Genomic DNA, 19076 nt, shown 5'->3' on the forward strand with positions numbered 1-19076 from the left:
TTCTCAGAGCGTGGAGGGATGAAAGCGGTCGATGCCGAGCTCGCTGATTCGGGTCTGGGTGCCCCCATTGACGATCAGCTCCGCCATCACGGCACCGGCGCCGGGGCCGAGCTGAAAGCCGTGCAGCGAGAAGCCGAACTGGTGATAGAGCCCCTTGTGGCGGCTGCTCGGCCCGAACACGGGAATGTCGTCCTTCATCTTCGCCTCGATGCCGGCCCAGGCACGGACGATCGTGGCGCTGCGCATCACCGGAAACAGCTCGAACACGGTGCGCGCGCTGATCGCAAGACTCTTCCAGTCCAGCACCGTCTCGTTGCGGTCCTGATACGGCGTTGCCAGATGGCCGCCGCCGATCAGCACGGTGCCGTTCTTGAATTGCTTGAAGGAGAGCTTGCGCCCGCGCAGGATCACGACGGGATCGATGAAGTGCGGCACGCGCGATGTGATCATCAGCATCGGCGCCACGGTCTCGACCGGCACCGGCTCGCCGAGCGCAGCAGCGATCTTGCCGGCCCAGGCGCCGGCGGCATTGACCAGCACCGGCGCGGCGAAGGTCTCAGTGCCGACATCCACATGCCAGAGGCCGTCGCTGTATCGGATGTTGCTGGCAGCTACGCCCTCGCGCACGGTCGCGCCGAGCTGCTGGGCTTTGCGCCGGAACGCCGTCGTCGTCTGCGCCGGATTGGCCGCACCGTCACGGCGCGACACCACGCCGCCGGGACAGGTCTCGGCGACCGCCGGTACGAGGCGCCGCAGCTCGGTCGCGTCGATCAGCTCTTCATGGGTAAAGCCGAGCGTGTTGAGCTCGGCGACGCGGGCGCGGCAAACGGCGAGCTCCTCCTCGTTCTCGGCGACGAGCACCTGGCCGTAACTCTCAAAACTGCAATCGTCGTCGAGGAGGTCTTTGATCTTCTCCCAGATCCCCATCGAGCGGATCGACAGCGGGATTTCGGGGATGTGTCGCGCGAGCTGGCGGACGCCGCCGGCGTTGACACCGGAAGCGTGGCGGCCGGCATAGTCCTTTTCGATCAGCACCGGCTTCAGGCCGGCGAGGCACAGATGCAGCGCGGTCGAGCATCCGTGGATGCCGCCGCCGACGACGATCGCATCCACGTTCTCTGTCATCCGCGCACCACCGCCTTGATATCCGCCTCACTCTTCGGAACAGCGGCGAGCTCGGCGAGCGTGATCGGCTTCACCGGCGCGCGCAGCCGGTAATAGCCGATCTCCTGCGGGGTCTTGCCGCGCGCCTGTGCCATCAGCTCGGTGACGGTGAGACCGCACAGCCGGCCCTGACACGGACCCATCCCGGTGCGGCGATAGGCCTTGAGCTGGTTGGGTCCCGTCGCGCCGATCGCGACGGAATCGAGAACGTCCTTGGCGGTCACCTCTTCGCAGCGACAGACGATGGTGTCGCCGGAGGGAATGCGAAACTGCGGCGACGGGCGGAACAGCGTGTCGAGGAAGACGCGGCCGCGCTCGGCCTTGGCGAGATCGGCGCGAAGCGTCGCCATCGCGGGAAGCTTCGCTGCGGCAGCAGGCGCCAGTGCTTCCACCGCCGCTCGCGCCGCGATGCGACCGCGGACCCCGGCGGCATTCGCGCCGCCGATGCCGGCGCCGTCGCCGGCAATGGCGATGCCAGCGACCGACGAATTGCCATTCGCATCGAGCACAGGCGACCAGCACAGCTGAACATCGTCCCAACGATGCTCAACGTCTGCGGACATCGCAAGGTTGACGTTCGGCACGACGCCCTGATGCAGCAGCAGGAGGTCCGCAGAGATGGTCTCGCGCTTGCCGCCCGCGACGTAGCTGACGTTCGCGAGCTGGCCGTCACCGATTGCTGCAAGCTCGGTGACGCCGGAAACGACATGCACTTTGGCTTTCACCTCGCGCATCATCGACAGGCCCTTGGTGAAATAGGGCGAGGTCAAGAAGGCGAAGGCGTGCGGGAGTGCCGCGAAATAATTCCCGCGCTCGGTGGTGTCGAGGATACGGTCGATGCGGCCGCCGAGGCGCAATATCTGCGCGGCGAGTAGCCAGAGCAGCGGTCCCTGCCCCGCGATCACCGTGCGGCCATCAGGCACCAGCCCGGACGATTTCAGCATGGTCTGCGCGGCGCCCGCGGTCATCACGCCCGGCAAGGTCCAGCCGGGAACCGGAAACGGCCGCTCCAGCGCGCCGGTCGCCAGGATGACGCGCTTCGCCTTGACGAAGGCCGAGGCACCGCCGATCGAGACGGCGATATCGAGATTGCGGTCGAGGCTCCAGACAGTGGCCCGATGGATGACCTCGGCATTGCTCGCGCGCAGCGATTGCACGAGATCGGCACCGACCCAATAGTCGGCACCGAGCTGGCTGCGCTCGGTCACCGGCGTCGACGAGATGGCACGAAACACCTGGCCGCCGGGCCCGATGTTCTCGTCGAGCAAGAGCGACGTGAGACCAGCTTCGGCGGATGTCGCGGCAGCCGCGAGGCCTGCGGGCCCAGCACCGATCACTACGACGTCATAATCTTCGCGCTTGGGAGCCACAGTCATCTTCCGATCTCCCGCTTGCCCTTCTGGATTTCGATCTGCATGCCCTCGGCCACGGGCACGAGGCAGCCCTGGCGATTGCCGACGCCGTCGATGGTGACGAGGCAGTCGAAGCACACGCCCATCATGCAATAGGGCAGACGCGGCGCGCCGCTCACTGCCGTGAAACGCCGTGCATCCTGGCCGGACGCCAGCAGTGCGGCGGAGACGGTGTCGCCCTGTCGCGCCGCGACGGCGACGCCGTCGACGAAGATTTGGACCTGCGGGCGTTTGTCCTGTTCGGATCGTCTAAACATGGGATGCCTCTTGGCTCCTTGATATCTCTAGTAGCCACTATTGTTCGCGGCGCCCGCGCCGCCGAAGCGGCTGGCGGAGAACGCGCCGACCAGTTCAGGCTCGAGCGCGCCTTGCGCGACCATGCGCGCGATCTCGAAAACGTGGTTGGAGGCGAGTGTCACGCCGGAATGGCAGCAGGCGACGAAGGCGCCGGGATGCGTCTCCGACTGGTCGTATATCGGAAAGCCGTCCTGCGGCATGACGCGGATGCCGGCCCAGCTCCTGACCACGTTGAGCCGCGCGAGATGCGGGAACATCCGCTGCGCGCGATCGGTCATCACCGCGCTGATCGAATGCTTCAGCGCGCGATCATCGAGCTCGTCTTCCTTGCTGTCGCCGATCATCACCGTGCCCTCGTCGGTCTGGCGGATCGTGGTCAGCGGATGCGGCAGGAACGGCATCGTACGCTCGGTCACTACGATCTGGCCGCGGGTCGGGCCCATCGGCGCGTAGAGGCCGACCATCGGCGCGAGCGTCTGGTTGGCGTTGCCGGCGGCAAGCACGATTTTGGCGGCACGCAGTTCGCCCTTCGGCGTGGTCAGGCGGAATTCGCCGCCACTCTTGCTGATCGCCGAGACCGGCTGCTCCGGAAAATAGTCGATGCCGAACGCCTTGAAGCCGGTGTGGAACGCCCGGAACGTCCGAAGTGAATTGACGTGGCCGTCGAGCGGACAATAGCTGCCGCCCGAAACCTCTGGTCCGATCAGCGGGAGCGACTTCTTCACCTCGGAGGCGGAGAGCATCTCCATCTTATAGTCGGCGGCACCTGCCTGGTTGTGCATACGCTTGACGAGTTCGGCACGCTGACCGAATTCGTCGTCGCCGAGCGTGAGATGAAAGCCGCCATTCTGCTGGAGCGAGACATCGAGCCCGGTCTGCTGCTTCAGTTCCGACGCCAGCCGGCCCCACGCCTGCGACGCCTGCACAGTCCAGACCGTGTAGGCGGGCATGCCGAGCCCCTTGCTCTGGACCCAGACCAGCGCAAAGTTCGCGCGGGAGGCACGCTTGGTGATGTCGCCTTCGTCGAGCACGGCCACGCGCTTGCCGAGCCGGCCGAGGCCCCAGGCAATCGCGGAGCCGAGCAATCCGCCACCGACAACGGCGACGTCATAATCCCTGGACATGGGTTCTCCTATCGCCCCGGATCGCCCTTGCCGGCGAGCACACGGTCGAGCCCGTAAAAGCGGTCGAGCAGAATGAGGGCGGTCATGGTGATCGCGATCACGCAAGCCGAGACCGACGTCACCAGCGGATCGATGTTGTCCTGGATATAAAGGAACATGCGCACGGGCAACGTCTCTGTGCCGGGCGCCGCGAGAAAAACGGTCATGGTGAGATCGTCGAAGGACTGGATGAAGGCGAGCGCCCAGCCGCTGATGACGCCGGGCAGGATCAGCGGCAAGGTCACGCGGCGAAACAGCGTCCAGCCACCGGCGCCGAGCGAGACCGCCGCCATCTCGACCGTGCGGTCCATGCCGGTCGCAGCCGCCAGCGTCAGCCGTAGTGCGAACGGGAATACGATGATGACATGCGCGATGATCAGTGCCGCAAAACTGCCGCCGAGGCCCGCCGAGGTGAAGAAGCGCAGGAAGGCGATGCCGAGCACGACATGCGGGATCATCAACGGCGACAGGAACAGCGCCGCCAGCGCATCGCGGCCGCGGAACCGATAGCGCGCGATCGCGAGCGCCGCCGGCACCGCGAACAGCAGCGCCACGAAGGACGACAGCGCGCCGAGCCCCAGGCTGACCCAGAAGGCATGGATGAACTCGGGATAATTTCCGATCGCCCTGAACCAGCGCAGCGAGAAGCCGTTGGTCGGGAGCGACAGGAAACCTTCGGGCGTGAAGGCGACGAGACAGACCACCAGGATCGGCGCCACCATCACGATGACGAAGATGGTGTGGAAGATCAGCGCAAGAGGGCCGTTCCGTCTCATCGGAACACCTCCGCATAGCGGCGTTCGATCAGCGCGTTGCTGCCGACGACGATGAGCACCAGCGCCACCAGCAGCAGCGTGGCGACCGCAGCTCCGAGCGGCCAGTTCAGCGTGTTGAGGAATTCGTCATAGGCAAGCGTCGCCGCGACCTTGAGCCGGCGGCCGCCGATGATCGCAGGCGTGGCAAAGGCGCTCGCCGAGAGCGAGAACACGATGATCGCGCCCGACAGCACGCCCGGCATGATCTGGGGCATGATGATACGGCGGATGATGGTGACCGGGCCCGCGCCGAGCGACATCGCGGCATTTTCGATCTGCGGATCGAGCCGTTGCAGAGCGGCCCACACTGACAGCACCATGAACGGCATCATCACATGCGCGAGCGCGACCACCATGCCGGTCTCGGTGAACATGAAGGGAATGGGGGAACGGATCGCGCCGAGCGACATCAAGAGCTTGTTGACGAGGCCGTTGTTGCCGCCGAACAGCAGCGCCCAGCCGAGTGTGCGCGCGACCACGGAAATCAGCAGCGGCCCGAGAATGACCAGCAGGAAAAAACTCTTCCAGCGGCCGCTCATGCGGTTGAGGATGTAGGCTTCGGGCGCACCGAGGACGGCGGTAAGCAGCGTGGTCAGAATCGCGATCCGAAACGTCCGCCAGAACATCTCGGCGTAGTAAGGATCGGTCGCGATCTCCTGCCAATTCTTGAGGATGAAGACCGGCTCGATGCCCTTGTACTGGCCCCAGTCGTGGAACGACAGCATCACGGTCATCGCGAGCGGGATCAGCAGCACGCCGACGAACAGCATCAAGGCAGGCGCCGTCAGCGCCCAGGGCGCACGCGCATCGCGCTCTTCGGCGACCGCGCTCATGCGACGGTCCTCGCACGCACGCTCATGTCTTCGGGCCGCCACGTGAGGTGAACGGCCTCGCCTTCCGTCGGCTGCGGCTGACCGTCATTCTGACGGATCACGATCGCCGGGCCGCATTCGCCGTCGCATTGGAATAGCCAGTGATTGCCCTGGAAGATGCGCGTGACGACCTTGGCGCCAAGACCCGCATCGCCGAAGCCGATTCTTTCAGGACGAATGCTGACGGTGACAGCGCCACTGAGCCCAGCCGGCGCCGGCGCGCTCCAGGACCCCGCCACCAGTCGCGCCGGGGTCGCGGTGCGGTCGATCGTCCCGGCAAAATCGTTGGTCTTGCCCAAAAACTGCGAGACGAAGGCCGAGGCCGGCTTCTCGTAAGTCTCCTGCGGCGTGCCAATCTGCTCGATCTTGCCCTGGCTCATCACCACGATACGGTCGGACAGCGACATCGCCTCGTTCTGGTCGTGAGTCACGAGGATGGTGGTGGTGCCAATGGTGCGCTGAATCTGCCGCAGCTCGATCTGCATCTCCTCGCGCAGTTTTGCGTCGAGGTTGGAGAGCGGCTCGTCCAGCAGCAGCACACTCGGCTTGATCACCAGCGCACGCGCCAGCGCTACGCGCTGCTGCTGGCCGCCGGACATCCGGCGCGGATGGCGATCCTCGTAACCGGCGAGGCCCACCATTGCGAGTGCAGCACGGACGCGCTCGGCCCGCTCATTGCGCGGGACGCTGCGCATCTCGAGCCCAAAGGCGACATTTTCCGCCGCGGTCATGTGCGGAAACAGGGCGTAGCTCTGGAACACGATGCCAAGCCCGCGCTTGGCCGGATGGATCGCGGTCAGGTCCTTGTCCTCCAGGCGAATCGCGCCGCGCGTGGGATCGAGGAAGCCCGCGATCATCTGGAGGGTCGTGGTCTTGCCGCAGCCGGAGGGGCCGAGGAAGGAGATGAACTCCCCCTTGCCCACCACAAGACTGAAGTCATCGACCACAGTCTGCGCGCCGAACTGTTTTGCCACCCGATCGAGCTCGAGAAAGGCCATACGCTGTCTCCGCTGCGGATGATCAGATCAGCGCTCGACTTCACGATTCCAGCGCTTGGTCCACTCCTCGCGCTTGTCGTTGATGACCGTCCAGTCGGGATTATAGAGCTTCGCCGCGCGCTCGCCGATCGGCGCCATCTTGCCGAGCTCCGGCGGCACCACCAGCGATTTCAGCACCGGGCCGTAGCCATAGTCCTTCAACATCACGAGCTGGATTTTGGGATCGAGCAGCATCTTGACGAAGTTCGACGCCAGCGGCGAAGCATTCGGCTTGGCGATCGGACAAGCCGTCGTCAGCAGCGTTGCGGCACCTTCCTTCGGGTAGACGAAATCGACGGGGAAGCCGGTGTTGGCAAAGCTCTGCACGCGGCCGGTGCCCCACACCGCGATGACGGCCTGGCCGGACTGGAACAGCTCGGTCATCTTGCCCGGCGACGGCTCATAGGCGAGCACGTTCGGATTGATCTGCTCCTTGAAGATCTTGAAGCCGGAATCGACGTTGGACTCGCCGCCGCCATTCATCTTCGACAGCATCACCAGCGCTTCGAGGCCATAGGTGTTGTTGATCGGCGGAATGACGAGCTGCTTGGCGTATTTCGTGTCCTTCAGATCATTCCACGAAGTCGGCGGCGCCCAGCCTTTCTCGGCGAACACCTTGGTGTTGTACATCAGGCCGGTCGCGACGATGCCGATCGCGACCGCGCGATCGTCCTTGAAGCGCGCGGTGTCGTAGAGATCGGCGGCCGGCAGGCCCTCGAGCTTGCCGCAGAAGCCGAGCTGGATCGCCTGGTACATCGGACCGTCGTCGACGATAGCGACGTCGATCTGCTGGTTGCCCTTCTGCGCCTGCAGCTTGGCCAGCGTGTCGGTGGAGTTGCCGGCGACGTATTCGACCTTGACGCCGTTCTCCTTCTCGAAGGTCGGGATCACTTCGTCGCGGATGGTCTTCTCGAACGAGCCGCCATAGCCGGCGACATAGAGCGTCTTTTGCTGGGCCGAGACAGCCGACGGGACGGCGACGAGCGCCGCGATGCTGACCGCGGTCAGAAGGCGAAAAGTCTTCATGTGGACCGATCTCCAATACCGGAATGAGGTGACGTACCGACAAATCCCTGGCTGAAGTGCCTTCCGCATTTCCTTCCGCGCTAGTCCCGATCCGTCAGGGCTCCGGCCCCTGCTCGGCGGGTTTTCGCGCGATTTGGAGGTTCGAACCCCTCCAATCTGCCGAAAAAGCGGGCTGTCTCCAGTCCTGATGAAAAAGATCGCAAACCCTGGCTTCCATCGTCCAATGAATAATGACACCCTCTGCATGCCAAAATGTTATGATTGGAGAAAGGGATGGCGCGGATCAATTCGCGACAGGTGGAGGCCTTCCGCGCAACGATGCTGACCGGCAGTGTCACCGAGGCGGCTGCCCTGATGACGGTCACGCAGCCGGCGGTGAGCCGGTTGCTGCGCGACCTTCAGGCGCTGTTGAAAATGGAGCTGTTCGAACGGCGCGGCACTGGGCTGGTGCCAACCGCGGCAGCGATGGCGCTCTATACCGAAGTAGAGCGTTCCTTCGTCGGCCTCGAACGCATCACCGCCGCAGCCGAGGAAATCCGCGGCCGCCGCACCGGCTCGCTGCGGATCGCGGCGCTGCCGGCGCTGTCGAACGGCTATTTGCCGCGGCTGACGGGTCACTTCCTGAAGGAGCGGCCAAACCTCAACCTCGCTTTCTTCGGCGTGATCTCGCCGATCGTGGTCGACTGGGTGCTGAACAATCAGTGCGACGTCGGCTTTGCCGAGGTACCGATCGCGCATTCCGGTCTGCCGAGCCAAAAGCTGCCGGCGCCCGCGCGCGTCGCGGTGCTGCCGACGGGTCATCGCCTCACGGAAAAGGAAGTCCTGGAGCCGCGCGACTTCGAGGGCGAGACGTTCATCTCGCTGTCGGCGGGATCGTCGAGCCGGCACCTCGTCGACCAGATCTTCCATCGTCACGATGTCCGCCGCGTGCTGCGGGTAGAGACCGCGCTGTCGGAAATCATGTGCGGGATGGTATCGTCGGGGCTTGGCGTCGCGATCTGCGATCCCTTCACCGCGCAAGAATTCTCCACGCGCGGCGTCGTGGTGCGCCGCTTCCTGCCCCGCATCGACTTCGAGTTCTCCGCCGTGTTTCCCGCGCAGCGCAGCCCCTCGCCGGTAGCGCTCGATCTGGTCGAGACCATGCGCAAATCGCTTGCTGAATTCGACGACCTGCCCGAGGCCGCGGTCAGCCGTTGAAAACAGCCTTCCTTACCTCTCCCGCTTGCGGGAGAGGTCGGCGCGTAGCGCCGGGTGAGGGTTCTCTCCGCATCGGGAGTGTTCCCGGTTGGAGAGAACCCTCTCCCCAGTCCTCTCCCGCAAGCGGGAGAGGGAGCGCACCTTCTCAGCCGTTAAACGCGGCCTGCGCCTCCGGCAGGTCCCAGATCTTGCCGATCGCAGCCGTGCCTGCCGCCGTGATCGCCGCCTCATCTGCGCCGAGATAGCGTCCCTCATCGACCAGCACGCGGCCGTCGACCATAACCTGATCGATGTTGGCGCGGTTGGCGAGCGCGATCAGCGCGCGGCGCGGGTCGAACAGCGGCTGAAGATGCGGATGGGTGAGATCGACGACAGTGAGATCGGCGGTGGCGCCGGGCTCGATCCGGCCGAGATCCGGCCGCTTGATGACGTCGGCGGCCACCGCCGTGTTCGCCTCGATCAGCTCAGGCGAATTCGCGACATCGGCGCGCTGCGAGGTGACCTTGGAGATCAGCGACGCCGCATTGAGCTCGCCGAGCAGGTCCATGTTGTAGCCGTCGGTGCCGACCACGGTGCGGACGCCCTGCTCCGCAAACCGGCTGAACGCCGCCGTCACGCCGGCGCGCGCGAACACCCGTGGGCAATTCAGCACGGTCATGCCGCGTGCGGCCATCAGCTTGAGATCGTCGTCACTGCTGAACATGCAGTGCGCCGCCATCAGATCGGGCGCCAGCAGGCCGAGCCAGTCCAGATACTGCGCCGGCGTGCGGCCGCCATAACGTTTGCCGATGGTCTCGGCCTCGGCGCGGCTCTGCGCCATGTGCGTGGTGATGGGCACGCCGAGCTCCCGCGCCCGCGCCGCGCAGGCCTTCAGTAGGTCGGGACCGCAGGTGTCGGTGGCGTGCGGGCTCATCGCCAGGCTGATGCGCCCATTGCCGCGATTGTTCCAGCGCTGATAGAGCGCATCCCATGTCGCCATGTCGGCGGTGCCGTCATCGCCAGAATAGCGCACCACGCCGTCGGCCCCCGCCTTGGCGTCCGACGTCGAGAACAGATAGGGCGCGCCGTAGAAGCGGATGCCCATCTGCTCCGCCGCGTCGAACATCTCGGGGATCGAATTCCTGAACGGCTCCATCACCGTGGTGGCGCCGCCCTTGAGCAGCTGGAGGATGCCGAGCCGCGCGACCGCGAGGCGCTCCTCGGCCGACAGGATATCTGCGCCGCGCTTGGTCAGTGGCAGCAGCACCGTGTAGACGATGCTCTGGTTGTTCTTGCGGCCGTTGCCATCCTCGCTGTGGCTGCGCGCGACCGCTTCGGAGAAGCAGTGATTGTGCAGATTGAGCAGGCCCGGCAGGACGAAGCGGCCAGGACGGTCATAGACCGCGTCGGCGTTCGGCTTGCTGCGCGTGACCGCGGCGATTGTCTTGCCTTCGACCAGGACCCAATGGTCGCGCAGCACGTCCTGCGCGCCGTCTTTGCGTGACAGCACATAGCTGCCGAAGATTGCTGTGGTGCTCATGCGGGGCGTACGTTCCAGAAGACGGCGGTGCCGTCGAGAATGCCGGTGATGTCTTTGCGATAGGCGGTCGGCTGCTTGTACAGGCCGATTGGAATATAGGGGATTTCATCGAAGGCGACGGCCTGGATCTCGCGGCAGATGCGCTGCTGCTCCGCGAGCTCGGACGCCGCCAGCCACTGGCTGCGCAGGGGCGCCATCTTCTCGCTCGCATACCAGCCGGCGACCTTGCCCTCGCCGCGGATGTTGGTGTTACCGGCCGGGTTGAGCCAGTCGATGCCCTGCCAGTTGCCGACCGCAGCGCTCCAGCCGCCCTGCCCGATCGGATCCTTCTTGAGCTGGCGCTGCAACACGACGGCGAAATCCAGCCCGGCATATTCGACGTTCATGCCCGCCTTGCGCAAGCTATCGACCGCGATCTCGCCGAGCGGCTTTTGCGCCAGCGAGTTTGTGGGGACGAGCACGACGATCTTCTCGCCATTATAGCCGGCGGCCTTCAGGTCGGCCTTGACCTTATCGTAGTTGCGCGGGCCGCGGAACACCTCGAGGCCGACGTCACTCGCCATTGGCGTACCTGGCGCGAAGAAGCCGATCGGCGAGACCTGGAAGGACGGATCGGTGCCGGCGACCGCCGTCATGAACGCGGACTGGTCGATCGCCCCCAAAAGCGCACGGCGGACGGCGGGCTTGTCGAACGGCGGCTGCAGATGATTGAGGCGCAGCATGCAGGCGTAACCTCTGGGATCGAGGATGCGCGTCTCGATGTCGCCGGCGGCCTTGATGATCGGCAGCAGATCGTGCGGCGTGGTCTCCTGCCAGTCCTGCTCGCCGGTCTGGAGCGCGGCAACGCCGGTGCCGGCGTCGGGCGTGGTGGTCCACACCACACGGTCGTAGTGCACGATCTTCGGTCCCGCGGTCCAATCCGGCTTGCCATCGGTGCGCGGCTGGTAGCGCTCGAACTTGGCATAGGCGTTGCGGGCGCCTTGCACGCGCTCGTCGGCGAGATAGCGGAACGGGCCGCTGCCGATGACGTCGGTCAGCGGCTTGAACGGGTCCTGGCTCGCCAGCCGCTCCGGCATCATGAAGCAGGGATTGATCGCGGCCTTGCCGAGCGCCTGCGGCAGCAGCGGGAATGGACGCTTGAGACGGAATCGGATGGTGCGGTCGTCCGCAGCCGTGAGTTCAGCGGTCGCCTCCATCAGCTCGCCGCCAAAACCGTCGCGCGCGGCCCAGCGGCGGATGCTGGCGACGCAATCGCGCGCGAGCACACGCTCCCCGTCGTGCCAGAACAGGCCGTCGCGCAAGCTGAGGTCCCATTGCAGCCCGTCGCCGGAGATGGCCTGCCCCGACAGCATCTGCGGCGAGACCTGGAGCGCGGAGCTCATGCCATAGAGGGTGTCGTAGACCATGAAGCCATGGTTTCGCGACACCTGCGCGGTCGAGTAGATGGGATCGACGAAGGCGAGATCGATGACGGGAATGAAGCGCAGCGTGCTTTGGGATTCGGCGCGGACGATGCCCGGCAACGACAGCGCCGGCACGGCTGCGGCGGCCTTGAGGAGCGAGCGGCGGGAGATGGGCATTAAGAGAGGCTCCTGAAGGAATTACGTGTTCAACAAGACCGCGCCAATCGCAACCGCGACCGCCTGCTGCGTCGGCTCGACCACGGGCACGCCGATCGCTTCCGCAATCGCGGCGCGATGCGAGGCCATGCCGGCGCAGCCCATCACCACGACATCGGCGCGGCATTGCGTGACCAGCGCGCGGCCGGCTTCGATCAAGCGACCCCGGATGTCCGTGCCCGCCGTCTCCGCTGCGCTCGCGCCGACCGACCAGCTTCCGGCATAGCGGCTATCGACGCCCATCACCCGCGCCATGCGTTGCTGCCTGCGGATGCTCGACGGCGACAACGCGATGATTCCGAAGCGTTCGCCAAGCATCAGCGCGCGAAAGACGCCGCATTCGGCGATGCCGAGCACCGGACGTCCGCCGGCGGCCTCCCGCGCCGCATGCAGGCCCGGATCGCTGAAGCAGGCGAGCACGAATGCATCCGCATCGTCGCGCGTGACGCGATTGACCAGCGGCATCACCACGCTGTCGGCATCGCGCTGCGAGCTGATGCCGGGCGGCCCCTCGGCAAGGCCGACCACCTCGATCTCCGGCCCGCCGGCGATGCGCAGCGGCGCCACCGCGTCATCGATCGCCGCCGTCACCGACGCCGAGGAGTTGGGGTTGATCACGAGGATGCGGCGACGGGTCATGGCAAGGTTCACTGGCATGGCTCAACGGTTGGAGGCCTCGTGGCGCAGGAAGTTTTCAGCGATCTTCTCGCCTGTGGTGATCCAGACGTCCGGGCACGACTTTGCGTAGGTCAGGAACTCGCGCAGCAGGCGCAGCCGCATCGGACGGCCGCTGCATTGCGGATGCAGTACCGTCGTCACCATCGCGCCCCAATCCCTGGTTTCGTCGAGCTCGTCCTTCCAGATCGAGAGCACGTGCTCCTTGGGGAAAATCGAGCGCGGGCTGAAGCGCGCCGAGAGGCCGTGCATCCAGTCGTCATAGCTCGCGGTCACCGGCAGCTCGATCGTGCCCGGCTTGCCGTCGGCGAGACGATGGCGATAGGGCCGCACGTCGTCGCGGAACGAGGACGTGTAGACGATGCCGTGACGCACCAGTGCTGCGCGCAGCTCCTCGGTGAATTCACCATAGGGAGCCCGATAGCCGGTCGGCTTGACGCCGAGCCGGCGCTTCAGCGCCTCGAAACCGCGCTCGAGCTCGTCCTCGATCCAGGGATCGCCGGGATCCGGCAGCAGATGATGATAGCCGTGATGGCCGATCTCGTGGCCGGCCTTGAGGATGGATTCGGCCATCGCCGGATGCGCGTCGACCGACCAACCCGTGACGAAGAAGGTCGCCTTCAGATCGAGCTGGCCCAGCAGTTCCAACAGCTTTGGCGTGCCGACGCGCGCTTCATAACCGCCATAACTCATGGTGATGAGCCGCTGCGCGTGACCTGCGTCCTTGCTGGTCCACGCGCTTTCCGCGTCGACGTCGAAGGACAGGAACATCGCCGACTTGTACGGCTTCGGCCAGGGATATTCCGGCGCGGGATCCGCGGTATTGGCTGGGGTGAGCGGGATGCTCTGGAGGGCCTTACTGTCCAGCATTGATGTTCGCCTTTTCGAGTGCGTTGTCTGTCAGTTTCCACTTCGCAAGCAGCGTCTTGTAGGTACCGTCGGCGATCAATGCGTCAACAGCCTCAAGCATCGCTTGCTGAAGCGCCTTTTCCTTGACCGGCAGCGCAATGCCGGTGAATTGGGTTGCGATGGGTTCGCCGACCGGCGCATAGGTGCCCGGTTCGATATCCATCAGATAGGGCAGCGTCTCGTTGCCCTGTACGGCGGCGTCGATGCGGCCCTGCCTCAGCTGCGTGCGCGCATCCGCCGAGCCATCCGTGCCGACGAACTGGATCGGATTGCTCCCGCAAGTCTTCTGGCTCCATTTGTCGATCTCGGCCGGAAACATGGTGCGGCGGCTGGCGCCGACCTTCTTGCCGCACAGCGCAGCCATATCCTTGAACTCGGACGCACGGGATTGCTGCACGAAGAATTTCGGACCGCTGCGAAGATAATCGACGAAGGAGGCAATCTCGTGCCGGCTCGCATAGTCGGTGAAGCCGGACAGGATGGCATCCACCCGTCCCGTCGAAATCGACGGCATGAACTCGGCAAAGCTAGTCTCGGTCCATTCGATCTTGACGCCGAGCTTGCGCCCGAGCGCCTCGCCGAGATCGATGTCGAAACCGGATAGCGTGTTGGTGGCGGGGTCGCGGAACTCCATCGGGGGATAGTTCGGCACCAGCGCGACCTTGACGCTGCCGCGCTTCGCGATCTCCGGCGGCAGCTCGATCGCCCAAGCCTTAGTCCTTTGGGCCGAGATAGTCATGACACCGAACAGCGCCGCCGCAACCAAGACTCTCTTCATCAACACGCCCCCAATTTCTATAAGTGCTCAGATCACTGCCGAAAGAAATGCCTTGGTGCGCTCCTCGCGCGGCGCGCCCAGAACGTCCGAGGCGCGGCCCTGTTCGACGATCGCGCCCTGATCCATGTAGACGACGCGGTCGGCGACCTCGCGCGCGAAGCCGAGCTCGTGCGTCACCACCATCATGGTCATGCCGCTCTTCGCCAGCTCCTTCATGACCGCGAGCACCTCGCCGACGAGCTCGGGATCGAGCGCGCTGGTCGGCTCGTCGAACAACATCAGCATCGGCTTCATCGCAAGTGCCCGCGCAATCGCCACGCGTTGCTGCTGGCCGCCGGAAAGCTGCGCGGGATACGAATTGGCCTTGGCCGACAGGCCGACGCGCCGCAGCAATTCGAGCGCCTCGCCGCGCACCTCATCAAACTTCCGACCCTGCACCTGGAGCGGGCCTTCGATGATGTTTTCCAGCGCGGTCTTGTGCGGAAACAAGTTAAAGCGCTGGAACACCATGCCGGTCTTCAACCGCTGCCGCCCGATCTCGCGCTCGGAGAGGCGATGCAGCCGCCCGCCCTGCTCGCGCAGGCCCAAGAGCTCGCCATCGAGCCAGATGCCGCCGCCGTCGATGATTGCGAGCTGGTTGATGCAACGGAGCAGCGTGGTCTTGCCCGAGCCGGAGGCTCCAATCAGGCACATCACCTCGCCGGGCCAGACGTCGAGCGAGACGCTTTTGAGAGCCTGGAACTCTCCAAAACTCTTGCTGACGGAGCGGATCGCGACGAGGGGTTTTGTCATTGGGCAAACCGCAAGGTGCCGCGTGCAAAACGGCGTTCGAGCAGCATCTGGAGCGGCGTCAGGATCGAGACGACGAGCAGATACCAGAGCCCGGCGACGATCAGGAGCTCGATCACGCGGGAATTGGCGTAATAGATATTTTCGGCGTTGTGCAGCACTTCAGGATACTGGATGACGCTCGCAAGCGAGGTCGCCTTGACCATGCCGATGAACTCGTTGCCGAGCGGCGGGATCACAACGCGCATCGCCTGCGGCAGGATGATCCGGCGTAGCGCACGCAGCCGTCCCATGCCGATCGCCTGCGCCGCTTCATACTGTCCGATATCGACCGACAGCATGCCGGCGCGCATCACTTCGGACGTGTAGGCGCCCTGGTTGATGCCGAGCCCGAGCAGCGCCGCAAGGAACGGCGTCATGACGTCGACGGCGCGCGCACTCCACAGGACGGGAATGCCGATGGTCGGAAACACCAGCGCGAGGTTGAACCAGAGCAGCAATTGCAGGATCAGCGGCGTGCCGCGGAACAGCCAGGTATAGCCGGCCGCAACCGTCTTCAGCACCGGATTGGGCGACAGCCGCATGATCGCGACGACGATGCCGAGAAAGATGCCGAGCGCCATCGCCAGCACCGCCATCACCATGGTGTTGACGATGCCCTCGAGGATCACCTTTGCGGCGATGAAGCGGCTGACATAGGACCATTCGATCTGGCCATTGGCGAAGGCGCGCGCGATCGCCGCCAGCACCAGGATGATCAGGGCAGCGCTCAGCCAGCGAAGCCAGTGCGGCTCGCGCGCGATCCGCATCCCCGACAGATCGGGAAAACCTTCCGCGAGTGCCGGCGCCGGCTTCATTGCGGCGCCGCGTTCAGCATGGGCTGGGTCACTGCATTCGCGCCCAGGCCCCATTTGTCGAGGACGGCCTTGTAGGAGCCATCGGCGATCATTGCCGTGAGCTTTTCCGTCACGACTTCACGCAGTGCGGCATCGTCCTTGCGGAACATGATGCCCTGATAACCCTTGGCGAAGGACTCGCCGACGACGCGGTATTTGCCCGGCTCCTGCGTCTGCGCATAGGGTAGCGTCTCGCTGCCCTGCACCGCGGCGTCGATGCGGCCCTGCTTGAGCTGGTTGCGGACGTCGATCGAGTTCTCGCCCGGCACATATTGAATCGCGGGCTTGCCAGCCGTCTCGCAATTCTGCTTGCTCCACTTCTCGATTTCGACGGGGAAGCTGGTGCTGCGGGTGGTGCCGACCTTCTTGCCACAGAGATCGGTCGCCGCTTTCGCCTCGCTTTCGGCCATCACGAAGAACTGCGGACCGGTCGTGAGGTAATCGACGAAATCTGCACTCTCGCGCCGAGAGGCGCGATCGGAGATACCGGAGATGATGAAATCGGCGCGCTTGGTCTGGAGCGAGGGGATCAGCTCTGCGAACGGCGTCTCGCTCCAGACGATCTTGAGCCCGCCCAGCCGCTTGGCGAGCTCGTTGGCGAGATCGATGTCGAGTCCCACCAGCTCATTGCTGGCGGGATCGCGGTATTCCATCGGCGCGTAGGTCGAGTTGACCGTGAGTTTTAGCGCACCCGCCTGCTTGATCTCCGCCGGAAGCTCCGCGGCTTGGGCAGACATCACGGCAGCCAGCGCTGCGAAACTGAGAGAAAGCGAGAGGCATGTCATGTCAGCTCCTTGCCAACCGTTGGCTTTGCCAGTCCTTGCCAGCGTCGTCCTTTGCCAGCGCCGTGCCAGATCGTCAGTCCGCATCGAGAACGGCGGGCTCGATGACGCCGGCGCGCTCTGTGATCACCCTGTATTGCTCGGGCCGCCGGTGGGCGGCGAAGTTGAACATCTTGTCCTTGCCCTGGCGGCAGAGATCGAGATCGATGTCGGCGACGATCACTTCGTCGGTCAGGGTCGCGGCCTGCGCGACGATGCGGCCGTTGGGATCGACGATGCAGGAGCCGCCGATCAGGCCCGAGCCGTCCTCGTCACCGGCCTTGGCGACCGAGATCGCCCAGGTCGCGTTCATGTAAGCGTTGGCCTGCGTCACCAGCGTCGAGTGGAAGGTGCGCAGGGAGGCATCTTCAGTGGCGCCGCCATTGGGATCGTAAGCCGCCGAATTGTAGCCGATGCAGACGAGCTCGACACCTTGCAGGCCGAGCACACGCCAGGATTCCGGCCAGCGGCGATCATTGCAGATCATCATGCCCATGATCGCATGCCCCCAGGCGGAGCCGGCGCGAAACGCAGGAAAACCGAGATCGCCATATTCGAAATAGCGCTTCTCGAGCTGCTGATAGCGCGCGCCCTCCCGCGGCTCGACCGAACCCGGCAGATGCACCTTGCGATAGCGGCCGAGAATCTCGCCGTCGCGATCGACCAGGATGGCGCAATTGTAGCGGCGGCCTTCGGCGGTCTGCTCGGCATAGCCGACATAAAAGCCAACACGCAGCGCGCGCGCGCGATCGAACAGCTTTGCCACGGCCGGGTTCGGCATGTCGTGCTCGAAATACAAGTTGAGCGCCTCGTCTCCGAGCAGCCAGCGCGGAAAGAATGTTGTGAAGGCAAGCTCGGGAAACACCACGAGGCTGGCGCCGCGGCTCGCCGCTTCCTCCAGCATGGCCAGCATCCGCGATAGCGTATGCTCACGCGTATCGGCTTTTTGCGTCGGCCCCATCTGGGCGGCGGCGGCGCGAAGGACACGAACCAAGACTGCCTCCAATCTGTGCGCAATGCTGCCTCAATGGGCGAATGAACCCTTTGATCCAGCGTGCAAATCCGCGACCATTAGGCGCAAGCGGGGCTGCAAAAGCAATTCATCGTGCTATGATGTTTTGGCCCTGAGTATAATCGGCAGTGATATGAACCTGCGCCAGCTCGAGATCCTGCGTGCCGTCATCCGCCATCGCACCACGGTGGCGGCGGCCGACGAGCTGGCACTGTCGCAGCCCGCAGTCAGCAACGCGCTGAAGACGATGGAGACGCAGGCCGGCTTTGCCCTGTTCGAGCGTGTCAACAACCGGCTGTTTCCGACCGCCGAAGCGATGGCGCTCTACAAGGAGAGCGAAGCGATCTTCGCGCTTCACGCCAAGCTCGAAAACCGCGTCCGCGATCTGCGCGAGAACCGCTCGGGGCATCTCGCGATCGTGGCGACACCGCCGCTCGCCTACAGCATCATTCCCTCCGCGCTATCAGGCTTCCTGCGGCGCCGTCCGGAGACACGCGTGTTCTTCGACGTAAGACGCTATGAGGGCATCATCGAGGGCGTGCTCAGCCGCGTCGCCGAGCTCGGCTTCGCGCTCGGGCTGACGCATCATCCCGGCATCGCGCACGAGGTGGTGCACACCGGCGAGATGGTCTGTGTGCTGCCGCCGCAGCATCCGCTCGCCGACAGACCCGTGATCTCGGCGGCGGATCTGTCCGGCCTGCCCTTCATCGGGCTCGAACGCGGCACGCGGCTTGGAGAGGCCGTGCGCGACAGCTTTGCCCGCGCCGGCGCGCCGTTCCAGCCGACGGTCGAGGTTCGTTATTGCAATACGGCCTGCGTGCTCGCGGCCGCCGGCGTCGGCGCCGCCGTGGTCGACCCCTTCTCGCCGCGCCAGAACGGAGGCCACGGTCTCGTCGTCCGGCCGTTCACGCCAACGACCAGCGCCGTCGCCTACATGCTATGGTCGGAGGCGGAGCCGTTGTCGCGTCTGGCCAAGGCGTTTCTCGGCGAGATCCGCAAGGAGAGTGCGCTTTTGGAGCGCACAGCGCCACACCAGCAGCATGGGGCAGGAAGCGACTGAGCTTCGCAACCTTTG

At 65.1% G+C, this 19076-nt stretch carries 19 protein-coding genes; 2 read left to right on the forward strand and 17 right to left on the reverse strand.

The window, feature by feature from the left end; all coding sequences use genetic code 11:
- Positions 1 to 3 precede the first annotated feature (3 nt).
- From K3F49_RS09035 to K3F49_RS09070, 8 genes are read right to left on the reverse strand one after another with little or no spacing between them, the layout of a single operon-like run.
- The gene (locus K3F49_RS09035; RefSeq protein WP_234680514.1) at positions 4 to 1125 is read right to left on the reverse strand and encodes an NAD(P)/FAD-dependent oxidoreductase; all 1122 of its coding nucleotides are present in this window, start codon (positions 1123 to 1125) and stop codon (positions 4 to 6) included.
- Positions 1122 to 2540, reverse strand: coding sequence for an FAD/NAD(P)-dependent oxidoreductase (locus tag K3F49_RS09040; protein ID WP_234680515.1), 1419 nt, complete (start codon positions 2538 to 2540; stop codon positions 1122 to 1124). The genes K3F49_RS09035 and K3F49_RS09040 overlap by 4 nt, the downstream gene beginning before the upstream one ends.
- Positions 2537 to 2833, reverse strand: coding sequence for a (2Fe-2S)-binding protein (locus K3F49_RS09045; RefSeq protein WP_234680516.1), 297 nt, complete (start codon positions 2831 to 2833; stop codon positions 2537 to 2539). The genes K3F49_RS09040 and K3F49_RS09045 overlap by 4 nt, the downstream gene beginning before the upstream one ends.
- Before the next feature lie 27 nt (positions 2834 to 2860).
- Positions 2861 to 3997, reverse strand: coding sequence for an NAD(P)/FAD-dependent oxidoreductase (locus K3F49_RS09050; RefSeq protein WP_234680517.1), 1137 nt, complete (start codon positions 3995 to 3997; stop codon positions 2861 to 2863).
- Positions 3998 to 4005: 8 nt separating this feature from the next.
- Positions 4006 to 4812, reverse strand: coding sequence for an ABC transporter permease (locus K3F49_RS09055; RefSeq protein ID WP_234680518.1), 807 nt, complete (start codon positions 4810 to 4812; stop codon positions 4006 to 4008).
- Positions 4809 to 5684, reverse strand: a complete 876-nt coding sequence (locus tag K3F49_RS09060) for an ABC transporter permease (RefSeq protein ID WP_234680519.1) — start codon at positions 5682 to 5684, stop codon at positions 4809 to 4811. Before K3F49_RS09060 ends, K3F49_RS09055 begins: the two co-directional genes overlap by 4 nt.
- A complete protein-coding gene (locus K3F49_RS09065; protein ID WP_234680520.1) occupies positions 5681 to 6721 on the reverse strand; it encodes an ABC transporter ATP-binding protein in 1041 nt (346 codons plus the stop codon). The genes K3F49_RS09060 and K3F49_RS09065 overlap by 4 nt, the downstream gene beginning before the upstream one ends.
- 27 nt (positions 6722 to 6748) lie before the next feature.
- Positions 6749 to 7786 (reverse strand): ABC transporter substrate-binding protein, encoded by a 1038-nt coding sequence (locus K3F49_RS09070; protein WP_234680521.1) that lies wholly within the window; start codon positions 7784 to 7786, stop codon positions 6749 to 6751.
- A 273-nt stretch (positions 7787 to 8059) separates the two neighbouring features.
- On the opposite strand from K3F49_RS09070, the gene K3F49_RS09075 reads away from it, so the two are divergent.
- Positions 8060 to 8983, forward strand: a complete 924-nt coding sequence (locus tag K3F49_RS09075) for a LysR substrate-binding domain-containing protein (protein WP_234680522.1) — start codon at positions 8060 to 8062, stop codon at positions 8981 to 8983.
- 145 nt (positions 8984 to 9128) lie between these two features.
- On the opposite strand, the gene K3F49_RS09080 is transcribed toward K3F49_RS09075, so the two are convergent.
- The 9 genes from K3F49_RS09080 to K3F49_RS09120 form a co-directional block, all read right to left on the reverse strand.
- Positions 9129 to 10502 carry an amidohydrolase family protein gene (locus tag K3F49_RS09080; RefSeq protein ID WP_234680523.1) on the reverse strand — a complete coding sequence of 458 codons (1374 nt, stop codon included), beginning with the start codon at positions 10500 to 10502 and terminating at the stop codon, positions 9129 to 9131.
- A complete protein-coding gene (locus K3F49_RS09085) occupies positions 10499 to 12082 on the reverse strand; it encodes an ABC transporter substrate-binding protein (protein WP_234680524.1) in 1584 nt (527 codons plus the stop codon). The genes K3F49_RS09080 and K3F49_RS09085 overlap by 4 nt, the downstream gene beginning before the upstream one ends.
- A gap of 21 nt (positions 12083 to 12103) precedes the next feature.
- A complete protein-coding gene (locus K3F49_RS09090; RefSeq protein ID WP_234680525.1) occupies positions 12104 to 12760 on the reverse strand; it encodes an aspartate/glutamate racemase family protein in 657 nt (218 codons plus the stop codon).
- Positions 12761 to 12781: 21 nt separating this feature from the next.
- Positions 12782 to 13666, reverse strand: a complete 885-nt coding sequence (locus K3F49_RS09095) for a polysaccharide deacetylase family protein (RefSeq protein WP_234680526.1) — start codon at positions 13664 to 13666, stop codon at positions 12782 to 12784.
- Positions 13653 to 14483 carry an ABC transporter substrate-binding protein gene (locus tag K3F49_RS09100; protein ID WP_234680527.1) on the reverse strand — a complete coding sequence of 277 codons (831 nt, stop codon included), beginning with the start codon at positions 14481 to 14483 and terminating at the stop codon, positions 13653 to 13655. The genes K3F49_RS09095 and K3F49_RS09100 overlap by 14 nt, the downstream gene beginning before the upstream one ends.
- 27 nt (positions 14484 to 14510) lie before the next feature.
- A complete protein-coding gene (locus K3F49_RS09105) occupies positions 14511 to 15275 on the reverse strand; it encodes an amino acid ABC transporter ATP-binding protein (RefSeq protein WP_234680528.1) in 765 nt (254 codons plus the stop codon).
- Positions 15272 to 16129, reverse strand: coding sequence for an amino acid ABC transporter permease (locus tag K3F49_RS09110; protein ID WP_234680529.1), 858 nt, complete (start codon positions 16127 to 16129; stop codon positions 15272 to 15274). Before K3F49_RS09110 ends, K3F49_RS09105 begins: the two co-directional genes overlap by 4 nt.
- A complete protein-coding gene (locus K3F49_RS09115; RefSeq protein ID WP_234680530.1) occupies positions 16126 to 16953 on the reverse strand; it encodes an ABC transporter substrate-binding protein in 828 nt (275 codons plus the stop codon). Before K3F49_RS09115 ends, K3F49_RS09110 begins: the two co-directional genes overlap by 4 nt.
- A 73-nt stretch (positions 16954 to 17026) precedes the next feature.
- Positions 17027 to 17983, reverse strand: coding sequence for an N-carbamoyl-D-amino-acid hydrolase (locus tag K3F49_RS09120; protein WP_276575353.1), 957 nt, complete (start codon positions 17981 to 17983; stop codon positions 17027 to 17029).
- A 151-nt stretch (positions 17984 to 18134) separates the two neighbouring features.
- Between K3F49_RS09120 and K3F49_RS09125 the strand changes: the two genes are divergently transcribed.
- Positions 18135 to 19061 carry a LysR family transcriptional regulator gene (locus K3F49_RS09125; protein ID WP_234680531.1) on the forward strand — a complete coding sequence of 309 codons (927 nt, stop codon included), beginning with the start codon at positions 18135 to 18137 and terminating at the stop codon, positions 19059 to 19061.
- The last annotated feature ends 15 nt before the right edge of the window (positions 19062 to 19076 follow it).

This window comes from Bradyrhizobium monzae, from assembly GCF_021458635.1.
Taxonomy (GTDB): Bacteria; Pseudomonadota; Alphaproteobacteria; order Rhizobiales; family Xanthobacteraceae; genus Bradyrhizobium.